This window comes from Neobacillus phoenicis, assembly GCF_047302305.1.
Classification (GTDB): Bacteria; Bacillota; Bacilli; order Bacillales; family Cytobacillaceae; genus Neobacillus.
In genome coordinates, this window is record NZ_CP154847.1 from 210,112 (window position 1) to 227,587 (window position 17,476).

Below are 17,476 nucleotides of genomic sequence, written 5' to 3' on the forward strand. Positions count from 1 at the left end.
AAGTTAATTCTATCACAATCAATTATACCATTTGTTGGAATTGAAAATAACCTTAAAGTCCTCTTGCTGTAGCGCTATCTAGACCCGCTCTAGTACGTTTTGAGATTAAATCTCGTTCTATCTCAGCTAGGACAGCCACATCTTAAACATTGCCTTTCCGACGGCTGTAGTGGTGGCAATGCTATCTCTAATGCTAACTAACTCTATTCCTCTTTCTTCAAGTTCTTCTGATAGTTCAATCAATCACTTAGTAGACCTTCCAGACGGTCTAGTTGGCGAAAACATAAAAAATACCGTATCCATATGGAAGAGATACAGAAAATTGCTAGGCGAAAATGTAGTCGTTTTTTGATATGATATTCCTAGTTAAATTCGAAAGGAGTGCGTAAAAATGGAAAAAGAAAAGCAAGAAATAATGGAGTTAATATCTGGAATAAACAAGCAGATGAAGGAGTTAGACCACCTGTTTGACAAGGGATTTGATTCAATTAATAAGCGCCTTGATTCGAAAGAATCCAAAATGAAGGAAGAACGGCAAATACTCGAAAATATTTTGCGCAAATTATAGACCCAGTGAAGTAATATTCACAAAATTGAACACCTCCCCTCTTATAAAATACTACTGGAAAATTGTTAGATTTTTTTGGTTTATTTTAAATTTAACATACCTCCTTTGGAATATAAGTTAACCTTGGGCTAATGGTGTATTACCAACAGCCACTAAAACCTACCTATGTAATTTCCTTTTAACCACTCCCCCCATAGGTGCATAGTTCAAGTTATAATATAATTATGAATAAAAGAGAGGTGAAAGTCAGTATGGCTATAATTGAATTAGGTGGTGATACTACCCTAATTGACAAAATTGAGTATGAAGTATTTATCAATCATTATGTAGGTTTGTATTTTGAAAAAGATTTTGTTATTGATTTTAATCATGAATTAATAACAAAGGTCGAACTTATACCAATGCCTGAAGTTAAAGAAGAACCTTGCAAGTTAAAGGTTATTTTTTATTTGAGCAGTCCTTATAAGAAAAACACATTGATGCCCGCAGCCGATGAGCTATTGAATATGATTTTGGATTACTTAGCTTTTGAGTATGGAATAAGCATCAAAAGCACTCGATATTTGGATGGTGTTTACTTATCAGTTCATGCTGTGGTAACTCATGGATTTACAAAAGAACAAATAGCCAAAATGGAAGCTGAAATACCTCAATGTAAAAGTGAACCATATAAGCGATTATATAGGGCAGCATTACAAAGTGTTGACCCCATAGCTAGGTTTATGTTTCTATATAGCATTTTATTTGATGTATTAGAAGCAGAAATTGAATGGGGTCAATTTACTGTTGATTCGTTTATAAGAAAACACTGTAAAGACGTGTATAAACGAACAGAGGACAAAAAGAGTAAAAGGATTCAAAAAAATAAGAAGCCGCCTAGATATGAGACTATTTATACTTGGTTAAGAAACCAAGTGGGACATACCCAATCAGATAGCGAAATTATAGAGATAGGGAGAATGATAGATGAAAAACTAGGGGAATTATCTACAATAGTTAAAAAGGCTTTTAAACTTAAGGGAGTGGCTTAAATCACTCCCTTTTATATCCTTCAGCTTTTATCTTCTACCTACAAGCTACACTACATTTATAACTCCCATCAGACCACTTATTCCTACTATTGGTGAGTGATTTAATTATTGGGTCAAAGCAGTTCCGCTTCTTCCCGTTTATTTAAGGAACTAAGCATCCTCACTCCACTCTCTAACTGCTCTATACAAAGTAGCTTTACTTATCTTGGTTATCTCTTCAATCTCTTTAACAGTCATCTTATTAGTTGCTCTGTTTTTAAATAACTCAAGGGCATATTGTAATCCTCTGTTATTCTTTGTGTACTTCTTAGGTCTACCTTTATAAACACCCCTTTGCTTTGCTTCTACAATGCCCTCCAATTGTCGTTCCTTAATCATGTCCGCTTCAAATTCAGCTATTCCAGACAGGACAGTAATCATTAACTTACCAATTGCTGTTCCCGTATCAATCTTATCCCCACCCATGTTCAAAACAATAAGCGACACTTTTTTGCTATTTAAATATTCAATGGTGTTTAAAGCATCCTTTGTACTTCTGGCAAATCTATCTAGCTTTGTAACAACGATGGTGTCACCTTCTTGAACTGTCTCTAGAAGCATGTTGAATTGCTTCCTGTCTTCTTTCTTTCTTCCACTAACCTTCTCTTTATAAATGGTGTCACAACCTGCTTCTTGAAGTTGTTTAATTTGTGCAGTTAAGTTTTGACCTTCAGACGACACACGACCATAACCATATTTCATAGCAATTTCACCTCTCTATTTTGATACATGTATATGAGACACTTGTAATCTAAGTATATCAATCTTCCTATAACGTATCAATAGGGTGTACTCAAAAGATACACATTAATGCGAGCTTAATAATTAATACTCTTTTTGGATAATGTCTTATCAATGTTTGTATACTTGAAAAATACATCTAATCAAAAAACATATGTCATTAGATGTATTTTTTACTCAATAAAAAAATACTCACTTTTATAGTGAGCATTAAGTGCTTTTTTATTTCATTACTTTACTCTTAATCTTTTTAATTCTCCGACTGCAAATTTATTTTAACACACTGAATATATTACTATTTTCAATACGATTAAATTTCGTCAACAATTAGTGAACTCTAAAGTCACTCCTACATATTCTTTCGATTAGCTTGTTTTACGAACCATCTTAAACTTAGTTCTGTTGCTAAACACTCTCATAATAAAGAAATCAAGATATTGTGCTTTGGTATTATTCTTAATTTGATATTTTGAATGAAATTCATCATGACAATTTGTACATAAGGTAACTCCATTATTAACATCAGTTCGCTTTTCTTTGCACCAGCTGTAACCATCTAAATGGTGTGCCACAACATCTAAACCAATATATCCACAACAATCACATGTATAGTCATCTCTTTCCTTTACCTCTTTCACCCATCTATAATACTCTGGGTATTTTCGCTCCTTTATCCTTTCTTCTTCATTCAATGTATAATGCCAATCTGGTATCATGCACTTCCAACATTTACGCTTAGGATTTTTCCCTTCTCCAGCCCACATGAATCTTCTATATGTGACAGTATCAATGTTGCCACAAGTACATTCAAACTTCATTGGTGTCCCAGCATTCATATACTCATCTTCTAGTAGATTTAATCCTTCCTTTTTAAATAGATTTCTAACAAATTTAAGTGTGAGCCTTTTCGAACCACCACAATAGTCACATCCATGCTCAGCATTTTTAAATTTATTAAACGTCGTAACGCTCTTATGACCTTCTGGACATAGAAATTTCAATTTTTGATTTACATTTTTATATGTTTTAGACAATAGCAAATAACCACGTTCATTAAAGTAAGCTTTGACTTCCTCATAACTCCACCTTCTTAATCCTTGACAGTCTGGACAACGTCTTCCATTGTTTTTGAAGTTATTCCAAGTCATTGGGAAGGTATGACCTTTTGGGCATCTAAATATAAGATTTACCTTTGCATTAATATAATTGTTTGAAATCAATTCATAGCCAACACTGCAAGCATGCTCTTTAACATCCTCTATAGTAACTTTCCTTTTGCTGCACTTAGCACATCTACGACCATTCTTAAATGCGTCCCATGTTATTGAAACTGTGTGACCTTTGGAGCATAAAGCACTTAAGTGTGTCTTAGCGTTTATATACTCTTTACTAAGCAGTTTATACTCCTTTGACTCAAAAAACTTACTAACAAATTCAATGTTAATTCTTTTCTTCAATCACTTACCCCCTCTTTCAGATAGTATGGTAAGAGTATTGACAAAAAAACGCTATCAAATACATGTATTTCTAAATTATTTATTATAGCCAAAAGTAATCAAACAAATACTCAAATAAATAGTATTTTTTTATATAATTGCACTTATACGACAAAAACAGTCCATATTGGACTGTTTTTGTCATAAATCTTTACATCCTCTCATTTTTTACACTCTCTAGACTGGATTTGAAATCATTATCAATAAGAAAAGAAGCGATATTTATGTGTGATTACCATTCATTCACATAAACTTATTCAAACCTTTATCCATTACTACAAATACTAATTACCTTTTTTTATCGTTTCAAATAAAGTGCAAAAATCTGATATTTCACTGTCGAAACTATTAAGGAGAGTATCTGTTACAAATAAACTCAGTATTTTTTTGCATTGTTCAATCCTACTATCAATTGAAGGGTGAGTTTCACTTGGTTTATTTGAATCCTTAGACATAAGCTTAAGAATAGATAAGGTTAATAGTGAACCCAGTACAGTCTCTATTTCTTTTCTGGATTCACCCTTTGCCAATTGACTTTGAGTAAAATTTGAAGCCGAAATACCCAACATTAACATCAAAGCCAATGCATCTGCTTGGTATTCATTAGAGTGATTAAGGTTTTTGTTCTCCCAATATCTACAATCTTTTGGTAAGAGATTTAATACTGTTAAACCATCATTTCTTTTTCCTGTATGCCCTAGTAGGTGATGAGATACCTCATGAGACAAAATAAATAAATCGGTTAAGACTGCAATCGATGCTGCTTTTTGCTCAATCTTATTTGATTCGGGTATGATTATAGTATTCTCTTTCAAACCAACAATATCTTCATTTTGGATTGTCCAATCTTTAATTGCTTCCAATAATTTATGTACATGGATAAGTACATTAACATAAGCCATTTTATCTGAATGTTCATCAATTTTAATTTTTCCCCTAGCTTGTAAAAACTCTGTATAAACAGTTGTGAATTGAAAACAAGCATCAGAAAGTCCAACATGGAAATAGACTAAATCACCCCAGTACTCCACCATTGATTGGACTGCGTATGCATTACTTTTAAAATCTCTAATCTTAGCAATAAAAACATTTTCTAATCGTTTTCTTATGTAGTCAGAATTATTATTAATTAATTTTACTACTAACTCCTCTAATAACCTATCATTACTCCATTTCGGGATGTGTCTTAATATCTTCTTACCGATTAAGGTGTTATTACCATTATAAATTTTCTCTTGGTATATTTTTTGATAACTCTTCCCTTTATTTTCTTTCTTTATTATAGAGTAAAAGTACTGTCTAGCATTCATGTCTAATCTCCCTAATCTATATAGAAACTTAAAAGTATTTAATTGTATATTTGCCTATTCATACTAAGTATATTTAATACTTCTTTCCTTGATATATTGATAAGAATTGAACTTTTAGGTTGAAAAACTTATATATCTGTCCGTTCCAACCCATCTCAGTAAACTACTAAAACCAACATCCTTAAAATTAATTGTAGTAAGATAATAATCTTTTATAATCTATTTCAATCTCACATTTTGTAAGCCTATCTTTTCTTTTTTGATATAAATCTCTAATTATTTGTTCTATTTTGTCTAAAGATGCATGGTGAACCGCTTTGTGACAAAGAGGGCATAACGAAATTATATTTGCTTCAACATCTAAACTTCTATTAAATTGTTCTTGAAATTCCATTGGAATTAGATGATGTGCTTCTACATAGTTTTTACCTGTAACCTTTGATGTAAATGAACTATGACTCTCGTCATACTCACATTTATAATCTGCCAAAACAATTGCCTTTTTAGAGGTTATATTGTTTCTCTTCCACCTCTCTGACTGCCCTCTTGTAGAAGTACCTACAGGCTCTCTTGGTTCATCATTAACCTCTACAGTTGAATCAAGTTGTGTCTGTTCTATAGCATCCTGATAAGACTCTTCTGTATCATCAAGAACAGCAAACCTTATTTGCCTATTAGCGATTAATTTAATAAAATCTATGTAATTATATAAATCTAATTTCTTATGTGTTTGGGAAAATCCTTTAAAGCAGTTCCAAATACTATTCATTTCTTGACTATTAATTGAGTCAAATATCGCTATAGAAGATGGAATAAACCTATATGCCCCTCTATAAACACCACCCAATTTTGATTCAAAATCAATTCTTTCATCCAACACTGCTGAAGCTATAACATGTGCATTATATTGAAACAATACTAGCGTACCATGTTCACTGTTTAAGCCCCTTTTAAAGTTGTATTCTCGATAAGGCAATACATTGATAAACCATTTTTGAACTTCTTCAATACTGCTTCCTGTGAACTCTGGGTCACTACCTGACATAGGTAAAATCCGAACTGAGTTTACATCTGAATATGGTATCAATCCATTAGGTAACTCTAAGTATTTAGGATTAATCCTAACTTTTTCATCACCATAAAATGTATTCTTTGCATGATTATTCCTATTCCCACTATTTGCCAACTCTGTGAATTTATCTTTTAATATAGCATTACTAAAAATAAAATAGTCTCTACCTTTTTGCCCACTAAACATGCTAGTCATTGCATAATGATATGATTCAGTTTTAATAATTCCAGATGTATTGTAAGGAATAAGTGTTTCAATTTCCGATATTGTATACTCCTTTCCAAATACATCTCCCTGATGCCCAACTCTTGTTAATAACAATTCAAATAGTTTGTCAGCATTTGCATTACCTTTAAGTTCTACCATTTATGATGCCCCTATCATAACTACTAGTTTTATTGTAGCAACTATTAAGCAAGAACCATCTACTGATTCTTGCTTTAAAAAAATAACTGGTTTATCTTAATGCTCACCTAAAATATTCATATAATGCATTCCAATTATTCAAATACTCGTGCCTTAATCCTTCTCTCTCATGAACAACATTGCTTCTTACATTTTTAAATTCTACAATTGGGATGCAGGCATAAAAGGAGTTATCTGGATTATAGCCTACAACAAAATCAATGTAGCCCAATGCACTGTCTCTTTGGTCGTTATCTTTAAATGCTTCTACTTTATAGATGGTATATGGCAGAGGTGATTCTTTATATGCACCATCATACTCCAATTTCTTAACACGAATATTTGCTTTTTTGTCATTTCGCATCACACACAGATGAAACTCTTTGCTTATATGTGATTCCCTTACTACATCAAATCCTTCACGCTTTAGTAGTTCCCCAACCAATTTTTCCGTATCGTACTGATTGTATCTAGGCATATTACCACTCCTCGAAATCCAATCATTTAAATATATTAATATTTATTCTAGTCTTGTAAATTTTCCCCTTCCATATAAATACCTAAAATGGTGTTTTTTTACCCCCCTATTATAATTGCACTCCTGCTTCACTGGGTGCTATTAAAAAAGAAATTGCTTCCGCCCGTGAGGGGGGTGTGGGGGGTGGTGCGGGAGGTTCTGAGATTGTGGAGTGTAACGAAACAATCTCAGAAGATGGTTCAGCACCCCCCACTGATGAGATAAATAGCACACTCGCTTCTCTTGAGGGTGACTGACGCAGAAACCGCAAGACGGTTTCTTTGTCCCCGACAACAAAGGCAAGCTTTGTTGTCGCTGGTTCACATCTACAATAAAATATGCAATCTTCTTTTAACAAAAAGATTTTTAAATCCTTATAAACATTGGTGTTTTGCAATACGCTTAGGTAATGTTCCTGCCTAAATTAAAGCTCAGTAATTAACTACATCGACCAATCACTGTCATATTGGTCTGTAATTGCTCCTTTAGGTGGTTTTTCAAAATCATCACTGTTCAAGTATTGATATAACAAATTTCTCATCCGCTTGCTTGGGATATAAAGGTTAATTGGTTTCCCATCTCTAATACGGCTTCTCCAAATCCATTGTATAAGTTCTGATACTGCCCATGTATGTCTATCTACATCTACCCCATGTAATTGAAAAAACCTCTCTTCCATTACATGCATATACCTATTGACTAAGTATGCTAAATTATATCTGTCTTTGTACTTATTCGTTGCCCTCTCAGTTACAGAAACAAATCCACCAGCATATCCTCGTGGTTGTACTTTTTTCATAATCTTATCCTTTTCACCCTTAAAAACAGTCCACATAGAATCATCTGATTTTGCCTTATTCATGTTTTGTAAAAAGTTTCGAGCATTGTCACTTACTTTTTTTACAGCAGGGCTATACTGACTTTTTGAATACCACGTTTTAGAAAGCGAATTAGGTTTTTCACCTACTTTATTTAAGTCACCTTCATAAACATTAATCAGAGATTTTATTTTGCTTTTGTCGTGTATCATTCTTTTATCGTAAGGAACTATTTCATAACTTTCTTCATTTTGAGTAACAGACAAATATCGATACTTTACTTCATGCAAATCAAAATAATACTTCTGTTTTTGACCCTTAAATAGGTAAGTAAGTAAATACACATGCTTGAATATTGAGAACATATCTACTGGAAAATTCCATATAAATGCCGACTTGTTACAGAATACTAAATTGCCACTCAATGCCATGTTCCTTATATCGTCATATCTTGTTTGATAGTCTTTTTTTGTATCATTCCATTTTACTAATTCAATCTTATCTTTGTATGATTCAAGGAAGATTAAATTTGATTCGACTAGTAAGTTATAATCATCTTTCTCCAGTTCAATTTGTTCGATTACATCCATGACTTCATCAAGTATAAGTGTGTAATTTTGGGATTGAATTAACTCTCTAGTCTCCTTATTAGCTCGTTTGAATAGAGCATGAGTAGTACAAATGTCAGCCCCCTTTTTAAGCAACCTGTGAAGGTCAGAAAGCTTGGTTTCACCTTTTATGATAGTTGGTTCTTCAAATTTCCTATCTTTCACATGTGACTTAATCCGCTCAATCTCTTCTAAAAAGGGTGTAACGTAAATAAACCTGTGAGTATCCACACTTGCTTCATTCATCGTTTTTATAGCCCATGAAGTTTTTCCATACCCACATGGTGCATCAACAATATTAATTCTACTTTCATTATCCATTATCAAACATCTCCTTTAATATTCAGTAGATGTTTATAGACAAAGCAAAAAAAGCCAACAGTCTATAAACATGACAAATAGAATAGACTCTTGTCTATTTTTATTTGTGTTTATGACCATTAGCTCCAACTTCAGCTCAATGTAATATTTAATTAGTTAAAATTATAGTCAAAAAGATGGTGAATGTCCACAGAATTTCTAAATAGAATCTATCTTTCATTCAGAAGTTTTTGCTCTCGCTCGAATGCTTTTAAGAACGAGTGTCGGAGAGGTAGTATTAAAGGCGGTATGATTGAAGTAGTTTTATTCATTTCCTTTCAACCACCCTCCCCTGACAAAACAAAAACCGTTAGTATAAACTAACGGTTAAGTTCATTCTCCATATGGATTATCATTCAGAAGCTAGTAGTTTTTATCCTCAAATGTCTAATGTATTTAACGGATTATACTTATCGTTTTGCTCCCTCAATTCATTTCCCCACATCGCTACATATTTCATCGTTATAGAAATATTTTGGTGTCTCATTAGCTTTTGGATAGCAAATGCACTCATTCCTGACATAGCTAATCGATGGCAAAATGTGTGCCTAAAGGTGTGTGCTGATACCCTTACATCTTTGAAATTCATTCTCTTTTGAAGATATTGAAATACCAGCATTAAAGCATTCTCTGTTAACTGCCTGTTATCACGTTTAACAAAGACAAAATCACTCATGTTACCCCAATACTGTTTACAAAAAGTTTGATAGCCCGCAAGTTCTTTTGTTAGTTTGTCAGTAATCGGAATAGTTTCTTTCCTTCTGGTCTTGCCAAAAACTGATATGGACTTATTAACAAAGTCAATATCATTCCATTGTAAATTGATTATCTCTCCTCGCCTAATTCCTGTACCAAGAATCAGCACAATAACCATGTAGTCTCTGTAAGCCACGTAAGACTTTTCACGCTGTTTGATTCGTCTGTAGAAGTTCAGCATTTGGCGTATTTGGTCATCACTAAAAACGTTAATCTTCACATCAGCTTTTTGCATTTTGACTTTTTTAGCTGGGTTATTTTTAATGACCTCCCATTCTACCATATAATTAAAAAAGGCTCGTATTCTTAATAGTTTGGTGTTTATGGTACTGGCTTTGTCTCCTTTTTCTTGGCAAAACAACAGATATTGCCGAACATGACTGTACGTAATTTCCTCAACGTTTACCACTTGATTCTCAATACAATAATCAATAAATTTTCCTAAGAGCATCTCATAATTTTTGATATTCGTTTTAGTCGTGTTCTTGAAACGTCTGTCATCCAAAAAGTCTTGATACGCAAATTTTAACAACACAAAAAACCACTCCCTTATTTTTTTAGGAAGTGGTTATTGCTATTGAAAATAATTATTTACATGACAGCTTCACAGAATGGAAGTCGATGTTTGGCTCAAAAGCCTTACATCATGCCGCCCATTCCGCCCATACCGCTCATGTCAGGCATGCCACCTTGACCAGCAGGTTCTGGCTTGTCAGCAACAACTGCTTCAGTTGTTAAGAACATAGCAGCTACAGATGCAGCGTTTTGAAGAGCTGAACGTGTCACCTTAGTTGGGTCAACGATACCAGCTTGAATCATGTTTACCCACTCGCCATTAGCAGCGTTGAAGCCTGTGCCAACTTCTTCGCGCTTTAAGCGGTCAACGATGACAGATCCTTCAAGGCCCGCGTTGTGAGCGATTGTGCGAACAGGCTCTTCCATCGCACGTAATACGATGTTGATACCAGTTTGAATGTCACCTTCAGCTTGAATTTCAGCTACTTTGCTGTATACGTTTAGAAGGGCTACACCACCACCGGATACGATACCTTCTTCAACTGCAGCACGAGTTGAGTTCAAAGCGTCTTCGATACGAAGCTTGCGCTCTTTTAATTCTGTTTCAGTTGCAGCACCAACTTTGATGACTGCTACACCGCCAGCTAACTTAGCTAAGCGCTCTTGTAATTTTTCACGGTCAAATTCAGAAGTCGTTTCTTCTAATTGAACACGGATTTGGTTTACACGAGCTTCGATTTCTTCAGTAGCTCCTGCACCTTCAACGATTGTTGTGTTTTCTTTTGTTACAACCACTTTAGAAGCGCGTCCTAAAGATGCAATTGTTGCAGATTTAAGGTCACGGCCAAGCTCTTCAGTGATTACTTCACCGCCAGTTAATGCAGCGATATCTTCAAGCATAGCTTTACGACGGTCACCGAAGCCAGGAGCTTTAACAGCTACTGCATTGAATGTTCCGCGAAGCTTATTTACTACTAATGTAGATAATGCTTCACCTTCGATATCTTCCGCAACAAGTAATAATGGCTTACCTTGTTGTACCACTTGCTCAAGTACTGGAAGGATTTCTTGAATGCTAGAAATCTTCTTGTCAGTGATTAAGATATATGGATTTTCTAAAACAGCTTCCATTTTGTCTGTGTTTGTTACCATGTAAGCTGATACATATCCACGGTCAAATTGCATACCTTCAACAACGTCTAATTCAGTTGTGAAGCCTTTAGATTCTTCAATTGTGATTACGCCGTCGTTACCAACGCGCTCCATTGCTTCAGCAATCAATTGACCTACTTCTTCGTCAGCAGCAGAGATTGCAGCAACTTGTGCGATAGAAGCTTTGTTTTCGATTGGTTTAGAAATAGCTTTTAATTCTTCAACAGCAGTTGCAACCGCTTTTTCGATTCCTTTACGGATACCCATTGGATTCGCACCTGCAGTCACGTTCTTTAAGCCTTCGCGAATCATCGCTTGTGCAAGAACAGTTGCAGTTGTTGTACCGTCACCGGCAACATCGTTTGTTTTGCTAGCTACTTCAGCAACAAGCTTTGCACCCATGTTTTCGAATGCATCTTCTAATTCGATTTCTTTTGCAATCGTTACACCATCATTTGTGATTAGTGGTGAACCAAATTTTTTCTCAAGAACCACGTTGCGTCCTTTAGGTCCAAGAGTAACTTTTACTGCATTTGCTAGAGCATCAACACCGCTAAGCATTTTGCGGCGTGCTTCTTCACTAAACATAATCTCTTTAGCCATTGTTCAAAAAACCTCCTCATAATTTTTCAATTTTTATATTTTTGTATGAACCTTACTCAACAATAGCAAGGATATCGCTTTCGCGTAAAATTAAGTATTCAACACCCTGGTATTTCACTTCTGTACCAGCGTATTTTGAGAAGATAATGCGATTGCCTACAGTAACATCAAGTGCTACACGCTCTCCGCTTTCAAGTACGCGGCCAGTACCAACGGCAACAACTTTTCCTTCCTGAGGCTTTTCTTTCGCTGAATCTGGTAATACGATACCGCTTGCAGTTTTTTCTTCTGATTCAACAAGCTCAATGATAATGCGATCACCTAATGGTCTTAACAAATCAAACAACCTCCTCAAATATATATGTAGTTCTGTCATTATTAGCACTCTCGATTAATGAGTGCTAACACAATTATTATAATAATGAATCTGATAATCTTTTGCAAGTATGAAGCATAAAAATTTTTGGTAAAAAAATCATTTTTTACAACCTTATAAAGTATGCGAAGAAGAGGACATTCTATACCTGACTTATTAAAATAGTTCATCTAAATTGAAACAATACGCGTTTTAAGAGTAAAATGAATAATAGTGAAGTGAAGACAAGCATAAGAATGAGTAAAATAGATAGTTGTGCGAAAAGGAGATTACCATTTGAAAAAAGAGTATTGGTGGATCATCATTGTTTATATTGCTATGCAGCTTTCCAGTCTGGTTGGACTGCCATTATTACTATTCGGTTTTAAATATGCAGGAATTAATCAAAAGCTCGCTGTACCCATTTGGTTAATTGTCAGCTTTTCTATAGCCCTCATCATCATTCTTGTCCTCTTACGGAAAGAATTCAACACAAAAAGATTAGAGGAAAGAAACAGTTCTTTCGGCTCGTCCATCGCCTGGGCGATCTTTGGTGTCTTTTTAGCGTTATTTGCTCAATATATTGCGGCCATCATCGAAAGTCTTTTAGGAATTAAAATGGGCTCGGAGAACACGAAGGATATACTAACCATCATAGACACATTACCGCTCGCCATCCTTGTGACAAGTATTTTCGGTCCGATCTTAGAAGAAATCGTCTTTCGCAAAATTATTTTCGGCGCCCTCTATAAACGATTTAACTTCTTTATCTCGGCCATAATCAGTTCAGTGGTGTTCGCCTTGGCACATATGGAGCCTGTTCATATTTTACTTTATTCAGCAATGGGCCTAACCTTTGCCTTTCTGTATGTAATCACCAAGCGTATCTGGGTGCCAATTTTTGCCCATGTGACCATGAACACGATGGTTGTCTTAGTCCAATCAGTCTACAAAGACGATATTGAAAGACTGCAGCGAGAGGCTGAGGCGGTTCAAAACTTTATCGGAGGATTCTTATGAGACGTTCACCTTTGTTTTCCGGTTTAATTTATTTCTTTCTTGGCGGGTTGTTTACTTATTTTGCTATTGACGATGTTCAAAAAAACGGCTGGGGCTTTTTCAGCTATCTATTAGTTCTCCTCGCCACCTTTGACTTTGGCTCAGGCCTAAAAATGATCGTCTTTCATTTTAAATATAAAGATAAACTGAAAAAATAAGGCTTGTATTAGCTAAAGTTAAAACTTTTAGCTAATATAAGCTCTTTTTTATGTGTAAAATTACACTCATTCTGAAGAAATTATATTTTATCGGCGAATTTCTAACCTTTATCAGCGAATTCACCGGTTTTATCAGCGAATCTTGAATTTTATCAGCGAATTCAAGCCATTTATCAGCGAATCACAAAAAAAGGTTTCAGGCACCATGTGAAGTTTTCACATTGGTGCCTGACACCTATTATTTTGAAGTCTCACCCCGGTGGATGACCATTCGTTCTTTGCCTAAAATGAAGATAAATAAGAAAGCCAGACCCGCTGGTACCAATGCCCAAGTAAAGGTGTGGACGATTGAACTGGAAAGCGCATCTGTAATTTTATCAAGAATCTGTGGAGGGATCATCTTTCGCCCTTCCTCTGATAATAACGCCCGTGAATCCCCGAACGCTCCCCCCTTCGGCATCGGTCCCATACCAGCAAAGGCTTTTTCAAGAGCCTCTGTAAAATCATTTCGTTGAATCGTTCCAAAGATGGTAATCCCAATCGTCATGCCAAGTGAACGAATAAAGTTACTAGTTGAAGTCGCTGAGCCCCTCTGCTCTATGCCAAACGGATGAATCGCCGCCATGCTCAACACCGAAAACGAGAACCCTACTCCCAGTCCTATGACAATCATATACACCGTTAACATTGCTCGGCTGGTTTCTGGAGTGATCGTACTTAACAGCAAAAATCCACCAATCAGAATTACCGCCGACAAAAACATGATATTACGGTAGCTCATTTTCGTGGTCAAAAATCCGCCTACTTGCGCCGTCACCACCGACCCAAGCATCATCGGTAATAAAATCAATCCAGAATTCGTGGCACTGCCTCCATACACCCCTTGGACAAAAATCGGTATATATACCGTTCCGGCCATAAAGGCTGCCCCATAAAACAGACCGACAATCGTACTTCCAGCAAACAACCTGTTTTTAAACATCGAAAATGAGATGATGGGATCCTTCGCCTTTGTCTCAGCAAATAAAAAGACTACAAACAAAATCGTAAATCCTGCAAATAAGCTTAAAATTATCATGGAATCCCAGTCATACTTCTGGCCACCCAGCTCCAGGGCAAACATTAAGCAGACTACTGCGCTGACTAATGTCACTGCTCCCCACCAGTCAATGGTTTGCTTTTGATGAATCGGTGACTCTTTGTAAGCTATCACGACAAAAATCAAGGATAAAATTCCAAGTGGCATGTTAATATAAAAAATCCAATGCCAGCTGATATGATCCGTAATATACGCACCTAGCAACGGCCCAAAAATGCTCGATAATCCAAAGACGGCTCCAAACAATCCGCCCATCTTCCCGCGTTTTTCAGGTGGAAAGAGATCAAACATGATCGTAAAGGCAATCGGCACAAGTGCTCCACCGCCAATTCCTTGAATCGCACGGTAAATACTTAACTGTGTAATCGTCTCGGCTGTACCGCATAAGGCGGATCCTGCCATAAACAAAATTAGCCCAAAAATAAAGAACCGCTTCCGTCCGTACATATCAGACAATTTCCCGAAGATTGGCATCCCCGCCATCTCTGCAACCATATAAGCAGAAACAACCCAAACGAAGCTCTCTAGCCCCCCAAGGTCACCAACAATCGTCCCCATGGCGGTCACAACGATTGTATTATCCATAGAGGCCATTAAAATCCCCAATAATAATCCTGCAACAACAAACCCTAATTTGCTTTCCTTCGCTGTCATCCCATGTCCCCCTTAAATCTTTGTTTTCGTCTTAATCGTGGCACTAGGGTCATGGGTCAAATCGTCTCGATACTCCACCAAACCAATGTCGCATCCTGGTCCGATTTTCACACTATTTCCCCGAACAATTGCTGCCTTTGTGTTTTCTAAGTACACTTCATCGCCTTCGATAACTTTCGCATCGAGAAAGCCCGCCCTCTTTGAGAGTGGAATATTGGTGAATGGAATAAACCAAGATCCTCTTTTCACCGAAATCTTCCCGCCGCCAATTTCCTCTGCTGTGCTCTCACCAAAGCTCAGAATAATTTTAACGTTGTCGGCAGATAGCAACCCCTTAATTTCAAAGCCTCCGCTCGATTCAAATTTCTCATACTCGACATCACCTTTTACAGAGATACTTCCTTTAATTACGGCGGACTCGCCCATCAATCGGTCATCCGCCTCTAACAAGCCAAAAATCTTCATTTTTTTCAGCTGCGCCTTCCCGCCAACAGTCATTGTTCCCATGACAAGTGCTTCCTCTGCTTCCATCGATCCTTTAACCTCTGCCTCACCCAAAATCTTAGCTGATCGTGTTTTCACATTTTCGCACGCCTCACTTGTTCCATATACATGAAAGCTGGAGCAGTCGACATTATTGACGATGGTTCCTTCTCCTCTTATGCTGATTTTTCTATATTGACCGCCAGGGTAACTCCCTGAACCATTTATGATAAGGTTACTGCTTTTCTCCATTGTCCTACCCCCCAATTACACTTTTATACTTTCTTTGACTACAGCATTTTTATGTTGTGAAAAATCTTCCCGGTACTCTACGACACCAATTTGGCAATTCCGCCCAATCTTTACCTGATTTCCCCGTACAACCTTGGCAATGGTATTCTCTAGTTCAATTTTGTCCCCTTCAATAAATTCCACTTCCAGCTGAGTGGAAAACAGCGGTTTAATAAGACTTTCAAAAAAAGAACCTCTATGTTTCACCAATATTGTTTCTCCGCCGATTTCCTTTGCCTTGCATGGGCCATGAAGTTGGATCGTAATTTGTTCGGCATTTAATAATCCGCCAATAGCAAATTGAGAATCTGCTTTAAAAATCTCCGCCTCACAATCTCCCTCTACCCTTAACACTCCATTAATTTTGATTTCTTCACTTTTCACTTTTCCACCAACAGATGCCTTGCCAGAAACCTTTAATTTTTTCACATATAGATTTTCATCAATCTTTGCCGTTCCATCTATCGATAAGTGTTGGGATTCAATCGTTCCCTTGACCTTTGCTTTACCGTTTATTTTGGCCTGTTCACTTGTCACATTCCCATCCACAGTCCCGAAACCATTACTTTCAAACTCAACGCAATCAACATCACTGTTAACCGTACCGAATCCATTGACAATGACCTGGCGAAACGTCCCGCCATTGGAAGCACCGAAGCCATTGATGACTAAGTCTCCTCTTTCCTTCATATCCATGTATATTCTCCTTTATAATAATTTTGCTTTGATCTCTTCCATACACGACATCAGTGAGAGCTGCACAACCATTTTCGTCCCCAGATCCATATGCATGGCTTCTGCGTTAATAAGCAAAAGACATGATGACACCCCAAGCTTCCTTGTTATCACTAATTCACAGCTTTTTTGTTTGATTAAAGCCGCATGCTCTTTTAGCACCTGAAGCAGCATCTTTCCTTCATCTTGATTAATCTCACCAGATTGCAGCAGCTTCTCAAGCACGTATACCTCGAGCATTCTAGTAATCGTAAAGGTAAGGCTTCCTTTTTCATTCTCAAGGTAAAAATCCATGACAGTTGATGAAACAATGTTACGTTTTACTAACTCATCTTTTCCTAGCTGCAAATCAGAAATATTCGGTGAAAACATGTCTGCCAGTTCATCTAGCGATAAATTTTCTTTCATTGTTTGGATTTTATTGATTCTTTCTAGAATCTTCTCTTTTGGAAAAAAGGTCTCCTGTCCAGTAAAGGTTGATTTACGGATGAACCAGTCTTCTGGAATAAGGTCCTTTCGCTTCCATCTATATAGCTGCCCATACGAAATTCCAGCTAATTCTAATAGGTCTTTTTTTGAGATTAACTCCTCGCTCATGATAAAAACCCCTTTCTATTTATCAATGTAACATAACACTGTTACGTTTGTAA

Annotated in this window: 18 protein-coding genes; 4 read left to right on the forward strand and 14 right to left on the reverse strand. The window is 36.3% G+C overall.

The annotated features are described in order from the left end of the window. Positions 1-52: 52 nt before the first annotated feature. Positions 53-139 (reverse strand): recombinase family protein, encoded by an 87-nt coding sequence (locus tag AA0X95_RS00965; RefSeq protein WP_413309794.1) that lies wholly within the window; start codon positions 137-139, stop codon positions 53-55. Between the two features lie 252 nt (positions 140-391). Between AA0X95_RS00965 and AA0X95_RS00970 the strand changes: the two genes are divergently transcribed. Both AA0X95_RS00970 and mauJ read left to right on the forward strand, forming a co-directional pair. Continuing rightward, positions 392-568, forward strand: a complete 177-nt coding sequence (locus AA0X95_RS00970; protein WP_413304422.1) for a hypothetical protein — start codon at positions 392-394, stop codon at positions 566-568. Between the two features lie 251 nt (positions 569-819). Then, complete coding sequence (gene mauJ / locus AA0X95_RS00975) at positions 820-1,599, forward strand: methylamine utilization protein MauJ (protein WP_413304424.1); 780 nt, start codon at positions 820-822, stop codon at positions 1,597-1,599. Positions 1,600-1,749: 150 nt separating this feature from the next. On the opposite strand, the gene AA0X95_RS00980 is transcribed toward mauJ, so the two are convergent. The 9 genes from AA0X95_RS00980 to groES form a co-directional block, all read right to left on the reverse strand. Further along, positions 1,750-2,340 carry a recombinase family protein gene (locus AA0X95_RS00980; protein WP_413304426.1) on the reverse strand — a complete coding sequence of 197 codons (591 nt, stop codon included), beginning with the start codon at positions 2,338-2,340 and terminating at the stop codon, positions 1,750-1,752. A gap of 404 nt (positions 2,341-2,744) precedes the next feature. Continuing rightward, on the reverse strand, positions 2,745-3,836 hold the full coding sequence (locus AA0X95_RS00985; RefSeq protein WP_413304429.1) for an HNH endonuclease signature motif containing protein: 1,092 nt from the start codon (positions 3,834-3,836) through the stop codon (positions 2,745-2,747). A gap of 323 nt (positions 3,837-4,159) precedes the next feature. Beyond that, positions 4,160-5,185, reverse strand: a complete 1,026-nt coding sequence (locus tag AA0X95_RS00990; RefSeq protein ID WP_413304431.1) for a hypothetical protein — start codon at positions 5,183-5,185, stop codon at positions 4,160-4,162. Between the two features lie 187 nt (positions 5,186-5,372). Further along, positions 5,373-6,623, reverse strand: coding sequence for an HNH endonuclease (locus AA0X95_RS00995; protein ID WP_413304434.1), 1,251 nt, complete (start codon positions 6,621-6,623; stop codon positions 5,373-5,375). A gap of 103 nt (positions 6,624-6,726) precedes the next feature. Continuing rightward, positions 6,727-7,140, reverse strand: coding sequence for a hypothetical protein (locus tag AA0X95_RS01000; protein WP_413304436.1), 414 nt, complete (start codon positions 7,138-7,140; stop codon positions 6,727-6,729). 481 nt (positions 7,141-7,621) lie between these two features. After that, the gene (locus AA0X95_RS01005) at positions 7,622-8,926 is read right to left on the reverse strand and encodes a DEAD/DEAH box helicase family protein (RefSeq protein WP_413304438.1); all 1,305 of its coding nucleotides are present in this window, start codon (positions 8,924-8,926) and stop codon (positions 7,622-7,624) included. 418 nt (positions 8,927-9,344) lie between these two features. After that, positions 9,345-10,256 (reverse strand): tyrosine-type recombinase/integrase, encoded by a 912-nt coding sequence (locus AA0X95_RS01010; RefSeq protein ID WP_413304441.1) that lies wholly within the window; start codon positions 10,254-10,256, stop codon positions 9,345-9,347. Positions 10,257-10,360: 104 nt separating this feature from the next. Next, a complete protein-coding gene (groL, locus tag AA0X95_RS01015) occupies positions 10,361-11,992 on the reverse strand; it encodes a chaperonin GroEL (protein ID WP_413304444.1) in 1,632 nt (543 codons plus the stop codon). A gap of 52 nt (positions 11,993-12,044) precedes the next feature. Beyond that, positions 12,045-12,329: a co-chaperone GroES gene (groES, locus tag AA0X95_RS01020; RefSeq protein ID WP_413304446.1), complete on the reverse strand. Its 285-nt coding sequence runs from the start codon at positions 12,327-12,329 to the stop codon at positions 12,045-12,047. 315 nt (positions 12,330-12,644) lie between these two features. Between groES and AA0X95_RS01025 the strand changes: the two genes are divergently transcribed. Both AA0X95_RS01025 and AA0X95_RS01030 read left to right on the forward strand, forming a co-directional pair. Next, positions 12,645-13,367: a CPBP family intramembrane glutamic endopeptidase gene (locus AA0X95_RS01025; protein WP_413304447.1), complete on the forward strand. Its 723-nt coding sequence runs from the start codon at positions 12,645-12,647 to the stop codon at positions 13,365-13,367. Beyond that, entirely contained in the window at positions 13,364-13,564 is a 201-nt protein-coding gene (locus tag AA0X95_RS01030; RefSeq protein WP_413304450.1) for a YdiK family protein, read from the forward strand. Before AA0X95_RS01025 ends, AA0X95_RS01030 begins: the two co-directional genes overlap by 4 nt. 238 nt (positions 13,565-13,802) lie before the next feature. On the opposite strand, the gene AA0X95_RS01035 is transcribed toward AA0X95_RS01030, so the two are convergent. Genes AA0X95_RS01035 through AA0X95_RS01050 form a run of 4 tightly spaced genes read right to left on the reverse strand, consistent with a single transcriptional unit; the run spans position 13,803 to position 17,423 of the window. Then, positions 13,803-15,317: an MDR family MFS transporter gene (locus AA0X95_RS01035; RefSeq protein ID WP_413304452.1), complete on the reverse strand. Its 1,515-nt coding sequence runs from the start codon at positions 15,315-15,317 to the stop codon at positions 13,803-13,805. Between the two features lie 12 nt (positions 15,318-15,329). After that, positions 15,330-16,052, reverse strand: a complete 723-nt coding sequence (locus AA0X95_RS01040) for a cytoplasmic protein (RefSeq protein WP_413304455.1) — start codon at positions 16,050-16,052, stop codon at positions 15,330-15,332. 15 nt (positions 16,053-16,067) lie between these two features. Beyond that, positions 16,068-16,787, reverse strand: a complete 720-nt coding sequence (locus tag AA0X95_RS01045; RefSeq protein WP_413304457.1) for a polymer-forming cytoskeletal protein — start codon at positions 16,785-16,787, stop codon at positions 16,068-16,070. A gap of 12 nt (positions 16,788-16,799) precedes the next feature. Further along, a complete protein-coding gene (locus AA0X95_RS01050; RefSeq protein WP_413304460.1) occupies positions 16,800-17,423 on the reverse strand; it encodes a YhbD family protein in 624 nt (207 codons plus the stop codon). Positions 17,424-17,476: the final 53 nt, after the last annotated feature.